Origin of the sequence: Streptacidiphilus monticola (assembly GCF_042658505.1) — a bacterium.
Classification (GTDB): domain Bacteria; phylum Actinomycetota; class Actinomycetes; order Streptomycetales; family Streptomycetaceae; genus Streptacidiphilus; species Streptacidiphilus monticola.
Map to the genome: position 1 here is coordinate 1 of NZ_JBHSQJ010000212.1, position 914 is coordinate 914.

The 914-nt window shown below is 71.3% G+C and carries 1 protein-coding gene; it reads left to right on the forward strand.

Features of this window, described 5'->3' with window-relative positions:
- Nucleotides 1-206: 206 nt before the first annotated feature.
- A partial coding sequence (locus ACFP3V_RS31375; protein WP_380591106.1) for a transglycosylase family protein occupies nt 207-914 on the forward strand: 708 nt, incomplete at its 3' end.

Sequence of the window (914 nt, forward strand, 5' to 3'; positions counted from 1 at the left end):
CACCCTCGGCGCCCGCACCCAGATCGGCACCAGCTGGTAAGCCGCACACCACTCGTGTGACGGGGGCCGCTCCTCATCCCGATCGCTCAGCGGCCCCCGCCCCCTGACGCTCCGTCAGCCGCAGACCGCGGCAAATGGCACGCCGGCCGGCCCGCCGCGCCGCGGCTGCGAACTCCCGCACCCCGCACACCCCCTGAGGAAGTCCCATGCCCCGCGTCCCGCTCCGACCCGTCCAGGCCACCTCCGTCGCCGCCCTGGCCGCCGCAGTCCTCTCGTTCCCGTTCCTGGCCACTGGAGCCGCCCAGGCGGCCTCGGTCTCCACATGGGAGAAGGTGGCCCAGTGCGAGAGCAGCGGCAACTGGGCAGCCAACACCGGCAACGGCTACTACGGCGGACTGCAGTTCTCCCTGTCCACCTGGAACGCCTACGGAGGCACCGCCTACGCCACCTATCCCTACCAGGCCACCGAGGACCAGCAGATCATGGTCGGAGAGAAGGTACTCGCCGCCCAGGGGCAGAACGCCTGGCCCACGTGCGGCCCCGCCGCAGGGCTCGGCTCGGACACCGCCAGTCCGTTCCCCAGCTCCAGCCCCACCAGCACCGCCCCGATGACCAACCTCACCGGCGCCACCCTGGCCGGCTCCCACCGGGGCCTGCTCGCCATGGAGACCGCCACCGGTGATCTCTACTACTACCCCGGCAACGGCAACGGCACCCTCGGGGCCCGCACGAGGATCGGCACCGGCTGGGACACCATGAACCACCTCACTGCCGGCGACTTCAGCGGTGACGGCAAGGACGACGTCATAGCCGTCCAGACATCCACCGGGAACCTCTACCTGTACCCGGGCACCGGCACCCTCCCTGGCGCACTCGGGTCGCGGGTGCAGATCGGTTCCGGGTGGGGTGGGATG